This window comes from Levilactobacillus bambusae (assembly GCF_003124125.1).
GTDB classification, from domain to species: Bacteria; Bacillota; Bacilli; order Lactobacillales; family Lactobacillaceae; genus Levilactobacillus; species Levilactobacillus bambusae.
Genome location: NZ_QCXQ01000003.1, coordinates 41,325 through 61,289, shown reverse-complemented (window position 1 = coordinate 61,289; position 19,965 = coordinate 41,325). Strand labels below are relative to the sequence as shown.

23 protein-coding genes are annotated in these 19,965 nt (G+C 45.5%); 18 read left to right on the top strand and 5 right to left on the bottom strand.

Annotated elements, in window-relative coordinates:
• Positions 1-17: 17 nt before the first annotated feature.
• A complete protein-coding gene (locus tag DCM90_RS06790; RefSeq protein ID WP_109250618.1) occupies positions 18-287 on the bottom strand; it encodes a type II toxin-antitoxin system HicB family antitoxin in 270 nt (89 codons plus the stop codon).
• Between the two features lie 240 nt (positions 288-527).
• On the opposite strand from DCM90_RS06790, the gene DCM90_RS06785 reads away from it, so the two are divergent.
• The 3 genes from DCM90_RS06785 (at position 528) to DCM90_RS06775 (ending at position 1,601) form a co-directional block, all read left to right on the top strand.
• Entirely contained in the window at positions 528-1,067 is a 540-nt protein-coding gene (locus tag DCM90_RS06785; RefSeq protein WP_109250617.1) for a sigma-70 family RNA polymerase sigma factor, read from the top strand.
• Positions 1,068-1,155: 88 nt separating this feature from the next.
• Positions 1,156-1,356: a DUF1659 domain-containing protein gene (locus DCM90_RS06780; RefSeq protein ID WP_109250616.1), complete on the top strand. Its 201-nt coding sequence runs from the start codon at positions 1,156-1,158 to the stop codon at positions 1,354-1,356.
• An 11-nt stretch (positions 1,357-1,367) separates the two neighbouring features.
• The gene (locus tag DCM90_RS06775; protein ID WP_109250615.1) at positions 1,368-1,601 is read left to right on the top strand and encodes a DUF2922 family protein; all 234 of its coding nucleotides are present in this window, start codon (positions 1,368-1,370) and stop codon (positions 1,599-1,601) included.
• A 109-nt stretch (positions 1,602-1,710) separates the two neighbouring features.
• Here the strand turns inward: DCM90_RS06775 and DCM90_RS06770 are convergent, their stop codons facing one another.
• Positions 1,711-2,610, bottom strand: a complete 900-nt coding sequence (locus tag DCM90_RS06770; protein ID WP_109250614.1) for a LysR family transcriptional regulator — start codon at positions 2,608-2,610, stop codon at positions 1,711-1,713.
• 164 nt (positions 2,611-2,774) lie between these two features.
• Between DCM90_RS06770 and DCM90_RS06765 the strand changes: the two genes are divergently transcribed.
• A complete protein-coding gene (locus DCM90_RS06765; RefSeq protein ID WP_133244329.1) occupies positions 2,775-3,611 on the top strand; it encodes a hypothetical protein in 837 nt (278 codons plus the stop codon).
• 508 nt (positions 3,612-4,119) lie between these two features.
• Here DCM90_RS06765 and DCM90_RS06760 read toward each other — a convergent pair.
• Both DCM90_RS06760 and DCM90_RS06755 read right to left on the bottom strand, forming a co-directional pair.
• Positions 4,120-4,380 (bottom strand): hypothetical protein, encoded by a 261-nt coding sequence (locus DCM90_RS06760; RefSeq protein ID WP_109250612.1) that lies wholly within the window; start codon positions 4,378-4,380, stop codon positions 4,120-4,122.
• Positions 4,381-4,504: 124 nt separating this feature from the next.
• Complete coding sequence (locus DCM90_RS06755) at positions 4,505-5,062, bottom strand: Rossmann-fold NAD(P)-binding domain-containing protein (RefSeq protein WP_133244328.1); 558 nt, start codon at positions 5,060-5,062, stop codon at positions 4,505-4,507.
• Positions 5,063-5,991: 929 nt separating this feature from the next.
• Between DCM90_RS06755 and DCM90_RS06750 the strand changes: the two genes are divergently transcribed.
• The 3 genes from DCM90_RS06750 to DCM90_RS06740 all read left to right on the top strand — a co-directional run bounded on the left by DCM90_RS06750 (position 5,992) and on the right by DCM90_RS06740 (position 8,184).
• Positions 5,992-6,552: a TetR family transcriptional regulator gene (locus DCM90_RS06750; protein WP_109250610.1), complete on the top strand. Its 561-nt coding sequence runs from the start codon at positions 5,992-5,994 to the stop codon at positions 6,550-6,552.
• Positions 6,553-6,982: 430 nt separating this feature from the next.
• Entirely contained in the window at positions 6,983-7,492 is a 510-nt protein-coding gene (locus DCM90_RS06745) for a MarR family winged helix-turn-helix transcriptional regulator (RefSeq protein WP_109250609.1), read from the top strand.
• 191 nt (positions 7,493-7,683) lie between these two features.
• The gene (locus DCM90_RS06740; protein WP_165815242.1) at positions 7,684-8,184 is read left to right on the top strand and encodes a MarR family winged helix-turn-helix transcriptional regulator; all 501 of its coding nucleotides are present in this window, start codon (positions 7,684-7,686) and stop codon (positions 8,182-8,184) included.
• Between the two features lie 587 nt (positions 8,185-8,771).
• Here the strand turns inward: DCM90_RS06740 and DCM90_RS06735 are convergent.
• The gene (locus tag DCM90_RS06735; protein ID WP_109250607.1) at positions 8,772-8,996 is read right to left on the bottom strand and encodes a hypothetical protein; all 225 of its coding nucleotides are present in this window, start codon (positions 8,994-8,996) and stop codon (positions 8,772-8,774) included.
• A 273-nt stretch (positions 8,997-9,269) separates the two neighbouring features.
• Here DCM90_RS06735 and DCM90_RS06730 point away from each other — a divergent pair, with 273 nt between their 5' ends.
• The 11 genes from DCM90_RS06730 to DCM90_RS06680 all read left to right on the top strand — a co-directional run bounded on the left by DCM90_RS06730 (position 9,270) and on the right by DCM90_RS06680 (position 19,872).
• Positions 9,270-10,109 (top strand): alkaline phosphatase family protein, encoded by an 840-nt coding sequence (locus DCM90_RS06730; protein ID WP_109250606.1) that lies wholly within the window; start codon positions 9,270-9,272, stop codon positions 10,107-10,109.
• An 89-nt stretch (positions 10,110-10,198) separates the two neighbouring features.
• Positions 10,199-11,452: a NupC/NupG family nucleoside CNT transporter gene (locus tag DCM90_RS06725; RefSeq protein WP_109250605.1), complete on the top strand. Its 1,254-nt coding sequence runs from the start codon at positions 10,199-10,201 to the stop codon at positions 11,450-11,452.
• Positions 11,453-12,060: 608 nt separating this feature from the next.
• Positions 12,061-13,371 carry an NCS2 family permease gene (locus DCM90_RS06720; protein WP_109250604.1) on the top strand — a complete coding sequence of 437 codons (1,311 nt, stop codon included), beginning with the start codon at positions 12,061-12,063 and terminating at the stop codon, positions 13,369-13,371.
• Positions 13,372-13,447: 76 nt separating this feature from the next.
• Positions 13,448-14,365 carry a ribonucleoside hydrolase RihC gene (gene rihC, locus DCM90_RS06715; protein WP_109250603.1) on the top strand — a complete coding sequence of 306 codons (918 nt, stop codon included), beginning with the start codon at positions 13,448-13,450 and terminating at the stop codon, positions 14,363-14,365.
• 158 nt (positions 14,366-14,523) lie between these two features.
• Positions 14,524-15,255 (top strand): 16S rRNA (guanine(527)-N(7))-methyltransferase RsmG, encoded by a 732-nt coding sequence (gene rsmG / locus DCM90_RS06710; RefSeq protein ID WP_109250602.1) that lies wholly within the window; start codon positions 14,524-14,526, stop codon positions 15,253-15,255.
• Positions 15,256-15,273: 18 nt separating this feature from the next.
• A complete protein-coding gene (gene noc / locus DCM90_RS06705; protein ID WP_109250601.1) occupies positions 15,274-16,092 on the top strand; it encodes a nucleoid occlusion protein in 819 nt (272 codons plus the stop codon).
• 15 nt (positions 16,093-16,107) lie between these two features.
• Entirely contained in the window at positions 16,108-16,884 is a 777-nt protein-coding gene (locus DCM90_RS06700; RefSeq protein ID WP_109250600.1) for a ParA family protein, read from the top strand.
• Entirely contained in the window at positions 16,865-17,752 is an 888-nt protein-coding gene (locus DCM90_RS06695; RefSeq protein ID WP_109250599.1) for a ParB/RepB/Spo0J family partition protein, read from the top strand. The genes DCM90_RS06700 and DCM90_RS06695 overlap by 20 nt, the downstream gene beginning before the upstream one ends.
• Before the next feature lie 17 nt (positions 17,753-17,769).
• Positions 17,770-17,973, top strand: coding sequence for a DUF951 domain-containing protein (locus tag DCM90_RS06690; protein WP_109250598.1), 204 nt, complete (start codon positions 17,770-17,772; stop codon positions 17,971-17,973).
• A gap of 2 nt (positions 17,974-17,975) precedes the next feature.
• On the top strand, positions 17,976-19,076 hold the full coding sequence (gene ychF / locus DCM90_RS06685) for a redox-regulated ATPase YchF (RefSeq protein WP_109250597.1): 1,101 nt from the start codon (positions 17,976-17,978) through the stop codon (positions 19,074-19,076).
• A 16-nt stretch (positions 19,077-19,092) separates the two neighbouring features.
• Positions 19,093-19,872 carry a DUF1129 family protein gene (locus tag DCM90_RS06680; protein ID WP_109250596.1) on the top strand — a complete coding sequence of 260 codons (780 nt, stop codon included), beginning with the start codon at positions 19,093-19,095 and terminating at the stop codon, positions 19,870-19,872.
• The last annotated feature ends 93 nt before the right edge of the window (positions 19,873-19,965 follow it).

Genomic DNA, 19,965 nt, shown 5'->3' with positions numbered 1-19,965 from the left:
CTGTATGGCCTTTTTTCTTACCCGTACATCACACGATACTTATCTAAATCAACCGTCACCATTAACACCCGTTGGTCGGGCAATACCTGGAGCTCTTTCAGAGCGGTTGCTTCAGGCAGAGTATCCCGGGTTAATAATTGCTGAGCCATTAATTGGCGGGCGTGGGTGATGGCATCCGTTTCACTAGCCGCCGAGACATTCTGACCGCAAATATCAGGGACGAATACGCTGTATCCAGAAGCCTCGGGTTCTAAAATAACCGGATAGGTTACAAGGTGGTTCACCATTCAAATTCCCCCATATATCTTAATAGGCCTTAGAATACAGGCTTCGTAGGGTTTACGCAAAGAAAACGAATCGTGTAATATACAAATGATGACGATTGAAAACGGTTGAAATGGACCGTCATAAATACCCAAAACTGTGGTTTATCGGCCTTGAAAGCGGGTTCGATTTAGACGTGAAAAATTAGTAAATTAGATATTGACCATAGCGCTATGGATCCGTATAGTTGGGGGAATCCATGAATGGCAAGTTATGAAGCGGCATTTGATTTTTTGTTGGCGGGTGATCATGAAATGGTCATCTATGGTAATTTAAAACGGCTGCATATTGTTCCGCGGGATAATCGGTACGATGATTTTCTTCAGGAGGCCCGGTTGTTGTTTATCAAGGCCTACCAGACTTTTCCGCAGGATCCGACCAGTTATCCCCATCAATTTTTGGCGTATGCCAATACGAAAATTCATTGGGGATTAGTTGATCAATTGCGCCGGGACCAGCGGGGAATGGCTTTAACCACCCCGGATGACTCCGAAACCTTATCGGAACTCAGTCAACCGGACTTAGACTTGGATTGGCGCATTAACGAGAGTGACGTCATCAAAACCGTTTTAAAACGTTGTTCTGATGCGGAACAACGGTATTTATTGGGCATTTTACGGGGAAGGTCCGTGGCTGAAATTGCCCATCAGTACCGCGTTTCTCGGGGAACCGTGTATCAGTGGCGTCACCGGGTAGCAAGAAAAATGCATGACGTTTTGCAAAAAGATTTTCACGTGGGGTAACAAATTAGGCTGCTGATTCGTTAGTAAGGGTGTAAGGGTTAGCGCTAACGACTTACACATCACATACTTGATTAATGGAGGAGTTAACATGAAAAAAGTTTGGAAAAAGACCAGTATCACCTACGGATTGGCAGCCGACGATGAACAGTCAGTGAAGGTAACGGTTCAAAACGTTATTGAAGGCGTGACTGCTGAACAGGTCCAAACATTCGGTGGCGTATTGGCTTCGGTATCAGGCTACCACCTTGTTAATGCGACGGTCAATGACTCACACGTATATACCTACTAGGAGGAAACGGAATGAAGACGTTAAATTTTATGTTTACGAGTAATAAAAGTAATGGTACTCGGTTAACCCTGAAGTACGTTCACGAAGGGATCACACCCGAAGACGCCCGCTCCGCAATCGAAACCATTGCGGGTCTAAAGATGTTCGCTAAGGGGGATGAATCCATCTATGATTCTCCTGTCGCGGTAGACTTAATTGAAACTGAAAAGACGGAACTCGTTGGGCCGGCTAAAATGCTTGCTTAACGCAGCTCCCTGTCAAACAAGCCTAGGACATAAAGTGCTTAGGCCATACTAAATAGGGGCGGCAACTAGGTTCGATTAGTTATTGATCGAATTTGGTTACCGTCCCTATTTAGTTGTGGACCATAATATGATCCGGGTAGAGCAGCTTTACGTAGTCCTGAATCAACTGGATCATTTTTCGCGTTGCGGGCGTGTGAGCTTGGGCCTTGGTGGCAACTAAGCAGATCGTGCGGAAAAACCGCGGTTCAAAGGGATAAACGTTGACGTTGCCGTGGACCTGTTGTAAAGCAAGCGCAGGAAGGACCCCGAAACCCATTCCGGCTTCCACCATTGCGATAATCGATTGATCATCAATGGAGAACCGTAACGACTTGGCTGTAATATTAAAGTGATCGAGGGCTTCCTTTGTATCCTTGTCGTAGTCCCCCTGTTGTAAGATAAAATCCTGTTTGACAATATCTGCCTGGGTGATGGTGGCTTGGTTAGCGGGAATAAACGATTTGGGGGTGACACAGTAAATTTCATCCTTAATTAAGGGGATCACTTCAAGTGACTGTTTAATGGGCAGCGCTGAAAAGCCTAAGTCCAGGTCGCCCGTCATAATCTGATCAATGGTGGTATTAAAATCGCTCTGACTAATGGACACCTGAATCCGGGGGTACCGCCGCTTGAAATTTTGAATAATGGCGGGGATCCAATTGATGCAGACGGACGAGAAAGCGCCCAGGCGGACGGAACCCGAATTAAGGCCGTTAATGGCAGCGACCGCTTGATCAAGGGTCGTTGCATCGACTAACATCGCGTGAATTAAGGGTTGGATTTGTTGACCGTCGCTAGTGAGCTGAATTTGGCGTTTACTGCGGACGAAGACCCGAAACCCGAGTTCCCGTTCCAGAGTGTCAATGGCATGGCTAACGGCACTTGGGGTGACGTGCAGCAAATCGGCGGCCCGACCGAATGAGCGCGCCTTAGTGACTACTTCAAACGTCTTTAACTGGGTTAATTGCATGAGAAATCCTCCAATTCGGTAAATAATGACTTACCTAAATTTTAACTGCTAGGGGAGTAGGGCGCAATAGACCATAATTTCGGTTGCACAACTAACGAAACGGCGGTATATTTCAAAGTGTAACTGATCTAGTCCAATTGATGGTTGATATTTAGGAGGAGTGCATGATGAAAATAGGCACCTATGAAGGCTTTGAACCTACTTTTGCTCAGCAGTTGTACCAAGGTATGACCGTTTCACTTAATGATTTGACTTTACGTCACGTCAGCCGGCGCGTTGCACGGCTGGAACCCGATTGGATGAATTTATTGTTACTGGTCAATCTTAAGGGCCAGCATAGCCCTTATCAGTCGCTGGTTTGGGAGGCAAAACGGGGAATTTATGCCACCAAGCAGTCGACTAACCGGCTGCTGAACCAGTTAGTCGACCATAGCTGTTACACCCGGCAGGAAATTAGTCTGAGGGGGCGGTACCAGCAGCGGCATGGTGTACAGCCATATGTGAGGGGTAAGATGCAGTTGATTCCAATCACGGTTCAACAGCATTCGAATTACACCTGGCTGAGTAATATGACGGCATGGACGTACGGTCCCGAACAGGATGGGGGAAGCACCATTATCTTTGAAACGGGCCTCCGGTTAAAAACGGAATTGGCGTTTCAGAAGGTACGGCACCGAATTAAGACGGCCCAGCAAATAACGGCCGCTCACTACCGGGTGCTTCAAGAGCTTCAAAACGAATTTTCACCCACCGGAGAAAAGATTACCCAATTTTGCCGGTCGGATTCTGAGGCGGTCAAACAGAAAACTTGGTTAACCCGGAATAATCTTTTACGGGCCTTATCCGCAGTAATTGTACCCGAAGCGGATATTTTAGAAGTCGTGGACGTGCTGACCAAACAACTATACGGCCAACGAGTGGCAACGTGGCCGGGTTATCCGCTGCCGGTGAACCAAATTGATCAAATGTGGGATCAGCTGAAGTGGCAAGAATCGGACTAAATGACCTATATGATAGGTAGAAAATGAATAAATTTCGGCATAACAAATAAAAAAGGTCTGGGGTATTAGGTCCGCTTCGCTTAAAAAACGACTCTTGCAACATGATCCGAAAGCCTGTCGTCCTTAACTGGATGCTTTCGGACCAGTTAGTTGCAGGTTAGGGTGTGGAACCGCTCGGTAGATCTTAAGGCTTAACGGGGTCATCGAAAAATACTGATCTTAGGTATTATTCGATGACCTGGTTAACCGCAGAGATCTGAGCGGAGGAACCCGACTAAAAGAGTGTGGAGATTCTCGCTTACTTTTGAGGATTAACGGAGCTCACAAAAAATACTGGGTTTTAGTATTATTTGTGAGCTTGGTTAACCGCAGAAAGTTGAGAAGCGGAACCCGACTAAAGACAGACCACAACCAAATAGGGTAAAGGACCAAATTCGATCAAAATACAATCGGACCTGGTCCTTTACCCTATTTGGCATGGCCTAAACGTCTTAGGTCTCTGCCTTGTTTATTCAGCTTGTGCTTCAATTTCAATGTCAGGTCGATCAATGGTTGAACCAGATTCATCAACGAGCTGTAATTCAGTTTGGCGAATGACAACCAAATCGTCAAAGGATTCAATTTTATCGGTTTCTTTTTTAATCAATTGCTCTGGTTCGACCTTAATCAATGCTGAATGTTCATATAGCTTGGTAACTAGACCGTAGAATGCAGTCGAGAATAGTTCTGTCTTTTCACAGTAGACACGGTCATTAATCTGAAATGTCATGGTTATCGAGCCCCTTAAGGTTTTAGATTACCACATAGGATAAGGGTTCATAGGGTTAATGTCAAGAATAAATCATTCAAATATTCAGATTTTAGGTGAGGGTTGTGAAAAAGAATACTTTTAGTTATTTATCATTTCTCAGTGTATATAACCGAGCTTGCGCACGTAATTCACGAAGCAAGTCGAGTTGATCGGAAACCGTGTGGGTGAAATCTTCTAAGAAGTCCACTTCATAGTCCGCTAACGGGCGTTTTGCGGCTTCTTCCTTAATTCCCTTGTAAAGACTTTCAAGCTGAGTGTTTAAGTCGTTGAGGGCGCCCCCAAGTGCGTTATACTCGGGCAGCTCCGTAATTGTACCATCGATAGGTTGTCCGGTAATTGCGGATGGGGTTGGTACGGCCAAGGGTTGGCCATCTTCACTATAGTAGTAATAAACTTGGCGGGTCTTCACAGATGCTTTTTGAATCCGAGCATCCACTTTCGGCGCTGCTGAAACGGCACCCATGACGACAGATTGTGAAAAACCAGCGTCTTGCAGCATTTGGCGCAGGTCTACTGCACGAATTCCCCGGATCCCAGGGAATTTGGCTTGCGAAATGATAACGGTCTTGGCGTCGTCTTGAAGCCATTCAATAATGAGGTTACGAATTTTAGCCGCTTGGCTATTCTTGGTATTAGCCATCATGTTCAGTCCTTTTATAAAATAATTGTCTTGTAGTGGGTTGTTCCTCAATCACATTACGAAAGAATATCACGAAAATAGCAAAAACTCAATCATAATGCATAAACGTTAGATAATGTTCAACTATTAATCTAACTAATGAGTATTTGATAAATTTTATAATAAAGTTAGACAAATGTTTTAATTGAACTCATATTCACAAGGCGGTTTTCATGAAATGTAATGTCCCCGTGTTTTTTCCTATGGTATAATGATTTACACATAGAGGGTTCATTTGGTGAGACTGGACGGTTCTGTCCAGAGAGGCTGACATCACTATGTCCATAAATAAAGCTTTTGATTATTTGGCCCATGTCGGGTAAATGGCCTAAGTAACTTGGCGTGCAATCGGAAGCTGTATTTTTGGCGATAACGCGGGGGTGAGTGTTGCTCCTGCCGTACATATTTCCTTAGATGTATTGGATTCTATGTAATAAATTTTGATAATTATTAACCTTTAATAGAGGCGACCTTGGGATTGCAACAGATGACGTTTGTTGCAATCCCTTTTTTTAGTGTTAACCTGAGATTATAAAACAATTAATGAACCCGGGGTTAGACAATATTCGTTAAAGATAACGGGGTTAGACGGTAATGCTAGCCGGGTGGCATTATATAACTGTGAGCCATGGTGGCTGGATGAAGAGGGATTATTGGAGTAGTAAAAGCGCTAAGTGACGGTGAAAATTAGACTGTCAGCTTAGCGCTTTTGTCAGCTAGAGAGAAGTTATACTATAAATTGATTTAATAGGAAATTAAAAAGTATCACGTTTTGGCTATTTTGGATAGCAACTAGGGGCCAATTTGTTTGATTTTAAAAATCAGCCCCATATATAATACAAAAGATAGACCCATAATGGTGACAGGTAGATTAGCAAGGAGAGGACGTCATGCAGGTTTCGGATACGGTTAGTAAACTCATTTCGGCACTGTTGGAGGTCGGTGAAACGAAGACGTTTGATCGAATAACGGTAAAGGAGATTACGGAAAGAGCGGATATTCACCGTAAAACATTTTATTATTACTACTCAGATAAGTATGAACTACTCCGAGATGCATACGTAGTGAATGCACTGAAATATTGGGATCGGGACCAATTAACACTGGTTAATTGGGAACGGCAAACGGGGGAAGTATTAAAGGCCATTAAAGAACATTACCGTTTCTACGAAAATAGTATTCATTGGGATGGTGGACTCTGGCACCGAATGACGGTGGATCGGATTGGGTATGTGATTAATAAGACGTTAAATCAGTTTGAACCCGATACTAAGGGAGACGCCCGATTTTCCAACCTTTTTATTAGCGGGGGGATTATGGAGGTTATGAATACGTGGATTGGGCACGGATGTCAAACGGAAATTTCAATTTTGTTATCTAGCTTTAAACAAATGATTGCGGATTTTATGGATATTATCCCAAGGTTAACGAATACCATTCGATTCGAATGAAAAAATAAAGGTAGTCTAATACGTACAACGGTAGGAAAAACGTGCGTATCAGGCTATTTTTTATTGTATACATTTCATGGCTTAATTCAATCGCCTATAAACTGTCACAACAGTATGAACGATTGTTGAGCTAAATGCTTGGCAAATTCAAAATTATATAAACCATTACTTCTCACATTTATATTGTTACTATAAGCGTTGTAATCACTTTGATGGTACGGGTTTCAGAAACCGGTTGCGCAAAACCTAATTTGTTTTTTAAGTATTGACCATAAAATTAAATTTGTCCTAAGCAACCTTGTAATGGGTGAATTATTTTGGCATACTATAACCAATTGCCATTAGGGGAACAGTGTTTTATGGGCTGAAGGATATGGCTATACATTATTTTGTAATTAAATGGTTACTATAGAAACGGAGATTTAATAATATGGAAGCAATCGAAAAGGAACTCCAGGCCAAATTTGTGGATACCTATCTACATACATTTAAGTACTTAGGTGACGCAATGTCGGTTGGTGCAGAAGAACATCAAATTAGTTTTGAAGCTTACCTGTTGCTACACATGATCGGGGAACACGATGCACAATTAACGATGGCCCAAATTGCGGATATCCGTGGGGTTTCTCGGTCAGCAATTGCCCGTCAAATTAACACGCTTTTAAAGAAGAAGTTCATTCAGCAACTCGTTAACTTTGATGATCGCCGGGTCCGTTACTTAAAGATTACCTCTGAAGGAATGGCCGTTGACGAAAACATCACGGAACGTAACGATGCAGAATTTACGCGTTGGCTCAATGTATTTGGAGTTAATGAGGCTAAGGCAGCGTTAGGTTACGTTGAGAACTTTAACGATCGGCTGAGCGAGATGGGTTTGGCAGGATTTGATGCCTTGCATGACAAACGCCACTCACAACGATCTGGTAAAACGTTTGCCTAAGGGTCCATCTGAAGTCAAATAGCATGGCGACTAATTAAAATTTTGATTGACGCAGGTCCCACTCATTGGGTACCTGCGTTTTTTGTTTAGAAAAACCAACGGGCTATGTAAATCCGTTGTTTCTATGGGGTGGGTTTGAGATAATAAAGCATAATTTAAGGGACTCGGTGGTTTAAAGGAGGTTGGCTGCTTTGAAAGAAAATGAAAATCAAGAACTGTACGCAAAATTCGTTGAGACTTACCTCCACACATTTAAATATTTAGGCGAGCTAGTCTCGGCCGGATCTGAAACTTATCAGCTGAGTTTTGAAACCTATCTGTTACTGCACCTCATCAGTCAGCATAGTGGTGAGTACACAATGGGGGACGTTGCAAGGATTCAGCGAACATCAAAATCAGCCGTTGCCAGACAAATTACGACGCTATTAAAGCGTAAATTTGTCATTCAAGATGTTGATCCTACTGATCGCCGGGTCCGCCACTTGCGGATTACACCAGCTGGACGAGAAGCCGATCAAGGGATTACCACCCGAAACAGTGAGGAATTTACCCACTGGTTAACGGTCTTTGGCCGGGAGGAAGCCGTGATTATGCTGGATTATATTGAACAATTCAATCGTCGATTAGAGGATATGGGGATTAATGGGCTTGAAGATTTGCGCCATCAACTACCACCTCACCAGGATGATTAAGTGCATGAATTAAGAGGTAGCGGGATCGAAGAAAATTATTTTCTCGATCCCGTTTTTATAGCCCGAAAACGTTGATATACCAGCGATTATAAAAGTTGAGTGTTAGGGTTGTACTTTTGGTTTGAGGGTGTTACTATATGGGTGTGGAAAGGGATACAACATCAGCTGTAACAGAGTTTGAGTCAGAGTCATCCACAGCATTTGCTTCCTGTTTTGTAAGTAATTGCGAAGTATTGACGTTTGTTACACCGAAGTTAAAGTTCATGCGCAAATATCGTTGTTCGAGTTAAGATTGGTTAACGAGTTAGTTTATACAATTTTGATCGAATATGGTGAGTTTGAACCGATCCCAGTATACCTGATGAATGACAGCAACCATTGGATTTAAGGTTCACCCTAAAATTAGCTCTGTAACACGTGCTTAACGTTTCTGTTAAAGCATCAGCTATCTAGCTTAAAACGCAGTGATAGTGTTCCAGATGGTAGTGTGGGTCAGGTGTGAATGTATCAGAGATCGGTAGGTTCGAAGACAATTTCCACAGAAGTTTGAGTTTAAAATAAAATTTTAGGCGCCGCAGGTCACTCAGCTACGCGAAGATTTCAATAAGGATCGTTTGAGCGTAGGAGATTTCCTGCATGAGCACCTCGATCAACCGAATCAAGTATTGCTGATCGGTTGAGCTAAAAATTGAATAATGAGGCGATTTAGTATCAAGTTTACGAAACAGGGTTTCAGCTGTTACAGCTGCCCTTCCACTAGTTAGGATCTCAAGTAATTTATTAAAATTACTTGAGGTCTTTTTTTGTGTCATAGAATCATCCGGACCAATTTATGAGTGTGCAATTGCACCTAGACCAATTTAGCGATATAGTATAGTTCCTTGGCAGGGGCCGGAATTTGAGGCTTATAAACGGGTGATGACGAAATGTTATCACCCGTTTTTTGACGTCTAAATAACGTTCAAAATTATAACGGTAATTCGGTTTACTGGTCTGGAATTAGGCGTTTACAAGCACAGATAAAACAGGTATATTATTAGTAACTATGATACCGCTTTAATATTGATGGGGGAGTGATTCGATCCATGGCTTTTCACCGAATTTTTATCGTGGACTTTACCGCCCTGGGCATTGGCGAGTCACCGGATGCCAATCGGTATCAGTCCATCGGGGCAGATACGCTGGGCCACGTGGCTGAGGTCTTTGACGGGGAACTTCATTTGCCAACGTTGCAGCAATTGGGACTGGGAAATATTCGGATTGATCATCCACTTCCGGGAATTCCGGCGGTAGATAACCCGATTGGATTCTTTGGGTTAGGTCATATTGCCGCAAACATTAACGGTGAGGCAACAGGGCTGCGCGAAAGCTGGGATTTCACAAACTCCTACCATACCGATAGTGTGTTTGATACGCTGCAGACGGCGGGGTATGAAGTTACGATTGCCAGCCGATTTATCCCATACTTAGAGGGGCAGGCACTAACCAACCGGCATTTGGTGGGGGACAATAAAACGGGATTCAGCGTTTTATATGAAGAACTTGATGCCTTAACTATGAGCGTCGTGTACGTTCAGTTACCGGATTTTAAGTACACGGGGGAAGCCGGTGAAACGTTAGCGTTTGGTCAGCATTTAGTGGCGGCGGATCGGTATTTAGAACAGTTTATGCATGACATGAATGAAAATGATCTGTTGATTATAACGTCCAGTCAGGCAAGCGACCCCATGTTCCAAAGTGTGGGCAGCCATCCCCACCTTACGCGGGAGTACATGCCTATCCTTGTCTATTCACCTACCCGGCCAAACGGCCACTCGCTGGGGATTCGGCGCACACTAGCGGATATCGGCGCTACGGTGATGGAAAACTTCGGAATGGATTATGACACGCCAGGGCATAGCTTTTTAAACGAGATTACTCAGTAGTCTAGAAATCGTGTCATTTTAACGTTGGGTATTAATTGTTAATACTGAAATTGGACTTTACGTCACAGGAAAGAGAGGGTCACGGGTTTATGTACCTGATTATTAATATCATTGGTATCGCTGTATACCTCGCAATTGCTATTTTATTTTCCAAGAACCGGAAAAAGATTAACTGGCGCTCAGTGCTGGTTGTCTTAGTTTTAAACCTTGTTCTTGCTTGGATTTTTACCAGCTTTGGCTGGGGCCGGGCAATCGTTCAGGGTGCCGCAGACGGCTTCAACTGGCTGGTTGACGTTGCTTACACGGGGATCGCGTTTGCCTTGCCAAGCTGGGTTCATGTTAAGCAAATGGACTTCGTTACGAGTAGTCTACTCCCCATTTTATTGATTGTTCCAATGTTTGATATCTTAACTTACATTGGTATTTTACCTTGGTTCATCAAGTGGATTGGAAAGGGCCTATCCTGGGTTACGGGTCAGCCTAAGTTTGAATCATTCTTCTCCGTTGAAATGATGTTCTTAGGGAACACAGAAGCGTTAGCCGTTTCTAAGCTTCAACTGAAAAAGATGAGTGCTGAACGTGACTTGACGTTAGCGCTGATGTCCATGTCATGTGTGACGGCGTCCATCCTCGGGGCTTACACACAGATGGTGCCAGGTCAGTATGTTTTGACCGCCGTACCGCTGAATATTTTAAATGCCATTATTATTACCAATATTCTAAATCCTGTTACGGTAACGCCCGAAGAAGATAAAATTTACGGGGTAACGGACGATCAAAGTCTGACGGAAGAACAACTCCAGAGCGGTGAGGCTGATGCAGCTGTTAAACGGGAACCCTTCTTTAGTTTCTTAGGGGATTCAATCCTCGGGGCTGGTAAACTGGTTTTAATTATCACGGCGAATGTGATTGCCTTCGTGGCCTTAGCTGCCTTGATTGATAAACTATTAATGCTGGTAGCCCCTTGGTTAACCTTGGAACACATTTTGGGAGTTATCATGTTCCCATTTGCATGGTTAACTGGTTTAAGTGTCAGCGACGCCTTCGACTTTGCCCAGTACATGGGAACTAAGATCATCACCAACGAATTCGTTGTGATGCAGAAGATTGCGCCACACATTAACGACTCGCACTACTTTAGCCCTCACTACCGGGCAATGTTAACTGTCTTCTTAACATCCTTCGCTAACTTTGGGACGACTGGGATGATTATCGGCGCCTTCAAGGGAATGGTAGACAAGAAGAAAAACGATTTGATTTCTAAGAACGTGGGTTACATGCTGCTATCGGGAACCTTGGTTTCCTTAATGTCAGCTGGAATCGTTGGTTTATTTGTTTGGTAAGCTAACCGTTCAATGTTACATCTAAGCAGAGCGCGAACCGTTGGGGGAGCGCTTTTCTTATTTATAGGGACAATTTAAATTTGTTTCGGGATTTATGATTCTCAGGATCTAACGAAGCAAGTCACACCTTTAATCAGGTTCACCCCTTCAACTTTTTGTGCCTAGCTACAGATAACCATAATTGCCAAGGAGCAGGCAATTTTGGTCATCTTAGGCTATGCGCGAAAGTTAACCGAAGGGCTTCACACCTTGTTTAATTAGGCTCACCACCTCAGATTCCTGCGGTTAACTACAGAAAGGAAATGTGCCCAGTAACGGCCCAATTCCTTTCTTAGGTTATCCTCAGAATCTCCCGAGGTGGCTCACACTTTGTCTAATTAGGCTCCTTGCTTCAGATCCCTGCGGTTAGCCACAGAAAAGTTTCATGCCAAGAAGCGGCATTAAACTTTTCTTGAGCTAATCCTCAGGATCTAACGAAGCAAGTCACACCTTGTTTTTTCGGGTGCCGACCTCCCCATTTGGGAGTGAAACCCAGCTAAGCGTTTGAGACCGTTTGGTTGCAACCCCGACCAATTTGCAGGAAGTTCTGCAGAAAGTCTGGAATGAATATGAATAAACTCGATCAGGTTAAATTGGCTAACCACTTGGCGTTTAAGGATGTGTTTAAGCATCCGGACGTCCTGAAAAATGAAATAATTGCGGGTATTACCGGGTTCTTTGCAATTTCGTACATCATTGTCGTTAACCCGATGATTTTGAAGGATGCTGGGATCCCAGCAGATTTAAGCGTCTTTGCCACAATTTTTGCATCGGTAATTGGCTGTTTAGTGATGGCCTTCTTTGCGAACGCCCCGATTATCCTCACGCCAGGGATGGGCGTTAACGCTTTTTTTACCTATACCATTGTGGTTAACATGGGGCTTAGCTGGCAGGAAGCCCTCGGAATTTCAGCGGTCGCCAGCGTCATTTATATGGTCATTGCCTTTACGAAGGCAGCGGATGTCTTGGCAGCGGCCATTCCCCAATCCTTAAAGAGCGGAATTACCGCTGGAATTGGCCTCTTCTTAGTGGAAGTGGGGTTGGAAAAGGGGCAGCTGATTACCCGGGGGACCACCTCGTTTGTGGAATTGGCTAACTTGGGTAAACCGGCGGCACTGTTGACGCTATTTGGGTTGGTGTTAAGCGTCATTCTTTACATGAAAAATGTTACCGGTAGTTTCTTTATTGGGATTACCGTCTCATCGATCATCGCTGCGGTATTCGGTATTCATGACACGGCAGCCCCCAACGCTAATTTAGTGAACTTAGGGCAGTACACGAAGCTTATGTTCAAACTGGATTTGTCCCACGTATTCACCGTCCCGTTTGTTTTGGCGGCCTTCTCGATGACGATGATTTTGGTTTTCGAGTCCATGGGGCTTTTGCAGGGGCTATTACCAACCCAGCAAAAGTTCAAAAAGACGTTTGAAGGCAGTTCCGTCACGGCTTTATTTTCCAGCTTGCTGGGAACGAGTCCGACGGTGGCGGCGGCTGAAAGTGCGGCTGGGATTGAAAGTGGGGGTCGGACCGGGGTCATGGCCCTGACTGCTGGCATCATGTTTGCCCTGTCGCTCTTCTTCATCCCGCTATTAACTTACGTTCCGGGGGCGGCCATTGCACCGGTGATTATCATTACGGGTGCCATTATGATGGAGGCCATCGGTGATATTGACATGACGTCGTTTGCGGATTGGTTCTCCGCGTTTCTTATTATCGTGTTGATTCCATTTACGAATAGTATCTCTACTGGGTTAGCGTTCGGATTTGTCTGCTATCCAATTCTAAAACTGGCGATGCGGGAGGGCCGGCAACTACATTGGACGGTCTACTTGTTGGGGACCCTATTTTTACTTGATCTGATTTTAAGTACAATTGTTTAGAAAAAGCGTTTTCTTTTACCGGCAAAACCGGTAGAATAGAGTTAAGAAAACGTTTTACCACTTAGGAGGAACGAAGATGACAACCAAAATTATTATGGATACTGATCCGGGCGTCGATGATGCCGCTGCTTTAACCATGGCAATCAATGATCCGAACCTGGATCTCAAACTGGTGACAACGGTGGCCGGCAACGTGACGGTCGATAAGACAACGATTAATGCGCTGAAGGTGATTAACTTCTTTAACGCTGTAATTCCCGTGGCCGCTGGAGCTGAACAACCCCTGATTAAGGAATTCGAAGACGCTGCCCGTATTCATGGTGAATCAGGGTTGCCAGGCTACGATTTCCCCGAAGACTATGGCAAACCGATTAACAAGACGGCGGTTGAGGCCCTCCATGATGAAATTATGGCTACCGATGGGCAAGTGACTTTAGTACCTACGGGATCGTACACGAACATTGCCTTACTTTTCACTGAGTATCCTGAAGTCAAGGATAAGATTGACCGAATCGTGGCGATGGGTGGGGCACTTGGAATGGGTAACATGACGAGTGCAGCCGAGTTTAACGTCTTCACGGATCCGGATGCAGCAAGAATCATGTACGCTTCGGGCGTGCCCATTGTAATGGTTGGACTGGATATTACAATGAAGGCCCTGTTAACGAAGGAAAGTATTGCTGAACTGCCGGAGATTAATAAAGCCGGTCAGATGCTTCACGACGTCATTATTAATGACGGAGATCATAATGACCGGGGGACCGCGATGCACGATGTGAACACCATCTTCTACCTGCTTCACCCCGAAGCAATTACGACTAAGAAGATGTGGATCGATATCGTTACGGACGGGCCGGCCATTGGTGAAACGGTTGGGGACATCCGGGGAGCTTACCACGACGGCAAGACTAACGCCGATGTTGCGGTAGACATTGATGCCGACGCCTTTAATAAGTGGTTCTTAGAGGAAGTCAAAGCGATTAAGATGGATTAAGACTGAAGGTTTGACTAGCAGGTGCGGAAACGTACCTGTTTTTTTGGTACAATAGTAGAGGAAATTTTGCGAACGGATTTGCGTTTATCCACAAAATAGATTAAAGTAGACTCATCGTGAAACACGGTTGTTTCACAGAAATGAGCGGGAGAAAAATCATGAATCCAGAAGAGTTTAGACGTGCGTTAGAGGAACGCGGCATTTCCTTGACGGACAAGCAAATGCAACAGTTTGCCGATTATTACCAATTGCTGGTGGCAACTAATGAACACGTAAATTTGACGACGATAACAGATGAACCAGACGTTTATTTGAAACACTTTTACGATTCGTTAACCCCAGCATTTTTTGTGACCAAAATCCAAACGGAGCCGCTATCCATTGTAGATGTTGGAGCTGGCGCTGGTTTTCCTTCCATCCCGTTGAAAATTGCGTTTCCGCAGTTACAGGTCACCATTGTTGATTCACTCAATAAGCGGATTACGTTCCTGCAAGAATTAGCGGCAAAGCTGGATTTGACGGGGGTAGCCTTCTACCATGATCGAGCAGAAACCTTTGGGGCCAAAAAATCGCCCCATCGGGAAGCCTACGATATTGCAACGGCGAGGGCGGTAGCGCGGTTATCCGTTCTGTCAGAATTATGTTTACCCCTAGTTAAGGTTGGGGGTCAGTTTATCGCCCTAAAGGCCTCCGCTGCCGGACAGGAAATTCAGGCTGCCGAAGATGCCATTAACACTTTGGGCGGTCAGCTTGTCGAGGACGATGGATTTAGCTTGCCGGATTCGGATGATCCTAGGCATTTGTTAGTCATTGATAAGGTGCGGCAGACCCCAAAGCGCTATCCGCGGCGGCCTGGGACGCCAAACAAGGAACCAATCGGAACGAAATGAGTTCGGAGGTGAGGAAACTTGGCATTCTCTCTATTTGGTAATCGGAAGGGATCCGAAGAAAACGAACTGAATCGTCAGGTTCGTCAGTTATCGGTTTCAGCGATAATTCCCAATCGGTTTCAACCCCGGCAGGTGTTTGATCCAACGGCCATTACTGAGTTAGCCCAAACAATTCAGGAACACGGCCTGTTGCAGCCCATTGTCGTTCGGGAATACGAAGCCGACCGGTTTGAAATTATTGCGGGCGAGCGCCGGTTTCGGGCGGTCAATGAGCTAGGCTGGACCAGCGTTTCCGCCATTGTCGAAGATTTAAACGACGATGAAACGGCGTCAATGGCGCTCATTGAAAATTTACAGCGTGAACAACTAAGTGCCGTGGAAGAGGCCGACGCCTATCATCGGCTGATGACGTTAAATAAGCTGACCCAGACTGAATTAGCGAGCGCCATTGGCAAGAGCCAAAGTTTCGTGGCGAATAAACTCCGGTTATTAAAGCTGACTGACCCAGTCAAAGCGGCCATTATGACGCATCAGATTACGGAACGGCACGGGCGGGCCCTGCTCCGGGTGCCAAATAATCAACAAGCCGCCGTTTTAGATCAAGTTATTGCGGATCAGCTTACCGTTAAGGAATCGGAACAACTGATTGACAACTTGGGTAAAACGCCGAAGAAAAAAGCCAAGCCGCGGGCTGTCTCAAGTGACACCCGGGTGGCGGTCAATACCATTCAACGGTCGGTGAAAATGGTGACGGATGCAGGGATTCAAGCAACGAGTAAGAAGGAAGATCATGACGAATTCGTTCGGGTGATCATTGATATTCCAAAACAGAAATAGAAGGTGGGAAGACAGATGGGAGTCATTATTGCGCTGGCAAATCAAAAGGGCGGCGTGGGCAAAACCACGACCGCTGTTAACCTCGGGGCGTCGTTAGCGGACCTAGGCCAAAAGGTCCTGCTTGTGGATACCGATGCTCAGGGTAACGCCACGAGTGGCGTCGGGATTCAAAAGTCCACGATCAATAAAGAAATTTATGATGTGTTAGTTAACGAAGAACCGGTGGCCGAGGCAGTGTTGCATACGGAACATCCGAACCTGGATATTATTCCGGCGACCATTCAACTTTCGGGGGCTGAGATTGAGTTAACGCCCCAAATGGCCCGGGAAACCCGGTTAAAGTCGGCCCTGGCCGACATTCAGGATCAGTATGACTATATTTTGATTGATTGTCCGCCATCGTTAGGACTTTTAACGATTAATGCCTTTACGGCTAGTGATTCCATATTAATTCCGGTGCAATCGGAATACTATGCTTTGGAAGGGTTAAGCCAGTTGTTAAATACCATTAAGCTGGTTCAAAAGCACTTTAACCGGGAACTAAGGGTTGAAGGCGTTCTTCTCACCATGTATGACGCTCGTACCAATCTGGGTAAACAGGTGAATGAAGAAGTTCAAACCTACTTTAAGAATAAGGTTTACCAAACGATTATTCCCCGAAACGTCCAGCTGGCGGAAGCGCCAAGTTTTGGTCAGCCCATTATTGATTACGCGCCTAAGTCAAAGGGTGCAATTGTCTACACAGATCTCGCAAAGGAAGTGTTAGCAGCCCATGGCAAACAAGAAAAGTAAGGGACTCGGGCGCGGGTTGAACGAACTCTTCGCTGATAACGGTGTCAATACGGATGAAGAAACGGTGGTTGATTTAGACCTGAATGTTTTACGGCCTAATCCCTACCAACCCCGCCAAACCTTTAACGAAGACGCCCTCGTTGATTTAGCCAATTCAATTGAAAAATCAGGGGTATTTCAACCAATTATTGTCCGGGAGGCGCCTGATCAAGCCGGCCATTACGAAATTTTAGCGGGTGAACGCCGGGTGCGGGCTTCTAAACGGGCCGATCAATCTCAAATTCCGGCCATTGTCCGCCAAGTGACGGAAGAGCAAATGATGGAAATTGGGGTGCTCGAAAACCTGCAGCGAGAGGATTTAACACCACTAGAGGAAGCCGAGGCCTACGATATGCTGATGACTAACCTGCAGTTAACGCAGGCCCAAGTCTCCGAGCGGCTGGGTAAAAGTCGGCCGTACATCGCAAACTACCTTCGTTTGCTGGGGCTGCCTAAGGCCGTTAAGGATATGTTGCAGGATAATCAGTTATCCATGGGACAGGCTCGGACGCTGCTATCCCTCAAGGATAAGAGCAAGTTGGGGGCCCTAGCTAAAAAGGCCGCCGAAGAAAAAATGACGGTTCGGGCTTTAGAAGCCGAAGTCAATCGACTCAACGGCAAGGCGAAAAAATCAGTTAAGAAGCCGTTAAAACGCAAGAAGTCACCGTTTGTCCGTTCAACCGAAAATCAGCTTCAGGAGCGGTTTGGAACGCAGGTCAGTATTAACGAAACGGCGGGGAAGGATCACAAGGGGAAGATTGAAATCGACTTTATGTCAAACGACGATTTGAATCGGATCTTGGAACTGTTAAAAATTAATCAGGACTAAGAAAGGAGCACCTCGGAATGTATGATTTAGGCGATATTGTTGAAATGAAGAAACCGCACCCTTGCGGCACGAATCGTTGGGAAATTACCCGAATGGGCGCAGATATTAAGATTAAATGTACGGGTTGCGGCCACCGAATTATGCTGCCGCGGCGCGAATTTGAAAAACGACTGAAAAAGGTATTAGAAACTAAGGCGGTAGAGCCGGAAAAGAGGAACTAAGGATGTCATTAACTGCTGGAATTGTTGGCCTGCCTAACGTAGGAAAGTCAACGCTGTTTAACGCCATAACGAACGCGGGTGCCGAGATGGCTAACTACCCGTTTGCAACCATTGATCCAAACGTTGGGATGGTGGAAGTCCCCGATAATCGGTTGGCCCGGATCGATGAACTGATCCCCGCTAAGAAAATTGTCCCAACAACCTTTGAATTCACGGACATTGCCGGAATTGTGAAGGGGGCTAGCAAGGGTGAAGGCCTGGGTAACCAATTCTTAGAGAATATTCGGCAAACGGATGCGATTGTGCACGTTGTCCGGGCGTTTGACGACGATAATATTACCCACGTTTCTGGCAAGGTTGATCCCATTGATGACATTGAAACGATTAACCTCGAATTGATCATGGCCGATCTCGACGCCGTTAATAAGCGGCTAAGCAAGGTTGAACGGGCAGCCAAGGGAAACGATAAAGAGGCGAAGGAAGAGTTATCCGTTCTAGAAAAAATCAAACCGGTTTTGGAAGACGGTAAGCCCGTTCGCTCAATTGAATTTGACGAAGAGGAAGCACCAATCGTAAAGGGCTTCTTCCTATTAAGTTCTAAGCCGGTACTGTACGTTGCCAACATTGCCGAAGAGGATATGGTTGACCCAGACAGTAGTCCCTACTTCAAAATGATCCAGGACTATGCAGCGGGTGAAGGTGCTGAAGCCATTGCCGTAGCGGCGGAGACGGAAGAAGAAATTGCTGAAATGGATGATGAAGATAAGCAGGAATTTTTAGAGGCCGAAGGAGTAGAGGAACCCGGGTTAAACCGGTTGATTCGGGCTGCATACAAGCTGCTGGATCTAGAAACCTTCTTTACGGCCGGCGGTAAGGAAACGAAGGCTTGGACGTTCCGTAAGGGAACCAAGGCCCCCCAAGCCGCCGGAATTATCCACTCGGACTTTGAACGTGGGTTTATCCGGGCTGAAGTGATGTCGTTTGACGCCCTCGATGAACTTGGTTCCCAACAGGCCGTTAAGGATGCCGGCAAACTGCGGGTTGAAGGCAAGGATTACGTCATGCAAGATGGCGACATAGTTGAATTCCGGTTCAACGTTTAGGAGTGAATATAATATAATGAGCGAAGAAAACCAGCGTAACGAAAAGAATGCGGCCAGCAACCAACAGGTGGAAGGTCTGGAGAAGGATGCAGAAAAACGCAACGCCGGCGTTCAGCAGCACCGGCAGAAGGCCACGCAAAGCGGCCGGGCAGCGTTTGATGGCTTAGGCTTGACTAAACGGAATGCCGACTACATGTTCCGGTTTAGTAAGGCCCTAAATGACACTAAGTTATCAGCCGATAAAAAGTCCCAGGCAATTAACGACATGGTGGCAGAATTAGTGGAGGGCCAAAAGAGCGGTAAGACGGCTAAGAACTTGTATGGTGACGTTGCCGACCGCGTGAAGTTTGTGGTCACGGGCGGACCTAAAAAGCAGGGGGTCCTAACGAAGGCGGATTACTGGCCTAACGCCGTGTATAACGGTCTGACCTTTATTGTCTTCTTTACCTTAATCTTTGGGGTCATGTACCTCTTTAGTCCTAACCTCATGAAGAGCAGCCAGCCAGTCGGAATCGTATCGATTCTAGTGAGTGCCGTATTGGCGGGGGCAATGCTTCCGTTGCTTCCCTACCTCTTTAACCGCAGCGTTAAACACCGTTTTGGGTTAACCGTTCGGGTTACCGCGGCGGTGGCTGGGTTCCTGGTCTGGTTCGGATTGTTCTACTTTAGTAACTTTTTGCCCACTTATCTGAACCCAGTTCTGCTGCCAATTCCTAGTATCATAGTTGGATTACTTGGAATTGCCGGCATGTTCTACCTCAAGCGGCACTACCCAATTCAAAACGCCATTTTCTAAATTTTGTTAAATAGGTAAGTTAGCCGGTACGTTCAAACCTTGGCTGGCTTGCCTATTTTGGCATTATTCACGTTACTTTTGTCTGGAACCAAA

Bases quoted from the DNA above. Each gene is read 5' to 3' on its own strand.
- DCM90_RS06790 (WP_109250618.1), bottom strand. From the start codon at position 287: ATGGTGAACCACCTTGTAACCTATCCGGTTATTTTAGAACCCGAGGCT.
- DCM90_RS06785 (WP_109250617.1), top strand. From the start codon at position 528: ATGGCAAGTTATGAAGCGGCATTTGATTTTTTGTTGGCGGGTGATCAT.
- DCM90_RS06780 (WP_109250616.1), top strand. From the start codon at position 1,156: ATGAAAAAAGTTTGGAAAAAGACCAGTATCACCTACGGATTGGCAGCC.
- DCM90_RS06775 (WP_109250615.1), top strand. From the start codon at position 1,368: ATGAAGACGTTAAATTTTATGTTTACGAGTAATAAAAGTAATGGTACT.
- DCM90_RS06770 (WP_109250614.1), bottom strand. From the start codon at position 2,610: ATGCAATTAACCCAGTTAAAGACGTTTGAAGTAGTCACTAAGGCGCGC.
- DCM90_RS06765 (WP_133244329.1), top strand. From the start codon at position 2,775: ATGATGAAAATAGGCACCTATGAAGGCTTTGAACCTACTTTTGCTCAG.
- DCM90_RS06760 (WP_109250612.1), bottom strand. From the start codon at position 4,380: ATGACATTTCAGATTAATGACCGTGTCTACTGTGAAAAGACAGAACTA.
- DCM90_RS06755 (WP_133244328.1), bottom strand. From the start codon at position 5,062: ATGGCTAATACCAAGAATAGCCAAGCGGCTAAAATTCGTAACCTCATT.
- DCM90_RS06750 (WP_109250610.1), top strand. From the start codon at position 5,992: ATGCAGGTTTCGGATACGGTTAGTAAACTCATTTCGGCACTGTTGGAG.
- DCM90_RS06745 (WP_109250609.1), top strand. From the start codon at position 6,983: ATGGAAGCAATCGAAAAGGAACTCCAGGCCAAATTTGTGGATACCTAT.
- DCM90_RS06735 (WP_109250607.1), bottom strand. From the start codon at position 8,996: ATGACACAAAAAAAGACCTCAAGTAATTTTAATAAATTACTTGAGATC.
- DCM90_RS06730 (WP_109250606.1), top strand. From the start codon at position 9,270: ATGGCTTTTCACCGAATTTTTATCGTGGACTTTACCGCCCTGGGCATT.
- DCM90_RS06725 (WP_109250605.1), top strand. From the start codon at position 10,199: ATGTACCTGATTATTAATATCATTGGTATCGCTGTATACCTCGCAATT.
- DCM90_RS06720 (WP_109250604.1), top strand. From the start codon at position 12,061: ATGAATAAACTCGATCAGGTTAAATTGGCTAACCACTTGGCGTTTAAG.
- rihC (WP_109250603.1), top strand. From the start codon at position 13,448: ATGACAACCAAAATTATTATGGATACTGATCCGGGCGTCGATGATGCC.
- rsmG (WP_109250602.1), top strand. From the start codon at position 14,524: ATGAATCCAGAAGAGTTTAGACGTGCGTTAGAGGAACGCGGCATTTCC.
- DCM90_RS06700 (WP_109250600.1), top strand. From the start codon at position 16,108: ATGGGAGTCATTATTGCGCTGGCAAATCAAAAGGGCGGCGTGGGCAAA.
- DCM90_RS06695 (WP_109250599.1), top strand. From the start codon at position 16,865: ATGGCAAACAAGAAAAGTAAGGGACTCGGGCGCGGGTTGAACGAACTC.
- DCM90_RS06690 (WP_109250598.1), top strand. From the start codon at position 17,770: ATGTATGATTTAGGCGATATTGTTGAAATGAAGAAACCGCACCCTTGC.
- ychF (WP_109250597.1), top strand. From the start codon at position 17,976: ATGTCATTAACTGCTGGAATTGTTGGCCTGCCTAACGTAGGAAAGTCA.
- DCM90_RS06680 (WP_109250596.1), top strand. From the start codon at position 19,093: ATGAGCGAAGAAAACCAGCGTAACGAAAAGAATGCGGCCAGCAACCAA.